The sequence below is a fragment of the Pseudothioclava nitratireducens genome (genome assembly GCF_029210495.1).
GTDB classification, from domain to species: Bacteria; Pseudomonadota; Alphaproteobacteria; order Rhodobacterales; family Rhodobacteraceae; genus Pseudothioclava; species Pseudothioclava nitratireducens.
In genome coordinates this window covers 1-653 of record NZ_JARGDK010000043.1, presented here as the reverse complement: position 1 = coordinate 653, position 653 = coordinate 1, and the positions used below count along the sequence as shown (strand labels likewise).

Here is a 653-nt window from a genome sequence, read left to right as displayed (position 1 = left end):
GGGCGTCTCGACGTGCCCGAGATTGCGGAGGATGGGCAGAGCTGCCGGATCACGATCAGCTACGAGAACCGGCTGATTGATCTCGGGGTGGCGCGCAGCTGGCGTTATACCCACGAAAGCCAGCAGGTGCTCCACCCGGGCGATCGTGGGTTTGAGCATGTCACCGCGATCCAGGACCGCGAGATCACCTGGGGGCGCGGGTGATGCCAATGCCCATGACGCGCATCCCGCATTGGGAACAGGTGCTCGCCGCCGCTGTCACTCAGGCCGAAGCACGCCCCTTCGCCTGGGGGCAACACGATTGCGCGACCTGGGCCTTCGATCTGCGGCGTGACCTGACGGGTGGCCCGGACCACGCGGCGCTCTGGCGGGGGCGGTACCGGACGCCGCGGGGCTGCCAGCGGGTGCTGCGTCGGCTGGGCTGGCGGACGCTTGAAGAGGGCGGCCGGGCGTTGCTCGGCGCACCGCTCGCCGATCCCCGGCTTGCCCAGCGGGGCGATCTGGTTCTGGGCGGCGCGCCGGAGGCCTTCGGCGTCGTGACGGGCGCGCGCGCGGTGTTCGTGGCGCCCGAGGGGTTGGTGAGCCTGCCGCTCTCGTCTTGTCGTCTTGCCTGGAGAACGTGACCCATGCCGCCAGTTGTGCTCGGTGCCGTG

General features: G+C 70.4%; 1 protein-coding gene and 1 pseudogene. Both read left to right on the top strand.

The annotated features are described in order from the left end of the window. Positions 1–204 (top strand): annotated as a pseudogene (locus P0X85_RS15135) (hypothetical protein); the annotation flags it as partial. Positions 205–209: 5 nt separating this feature from the next. Beyond that, the gene (locus P0X85_RS15130; protein ID WP_173496035.1) at positions 210–623 is read left to right on the top strand and encodes a DUF6950 family protein; all 414 of its coding nucleotides are present in this window, start codon (positions 210–212) and stop codon (positions 621–623) included. Positions 624–653 lie beyond the last annotated feature (30 nt).

Excerpts from the sequence above, each read along its gene's own strand:
- P0X85_RS15130 (WP_173496035.1), top strand. The coding sequence starts at position 210 with ATGCCCATGACGCGCATCCCGCATTGGGAACAGGTGCTCGCCGCCGCT.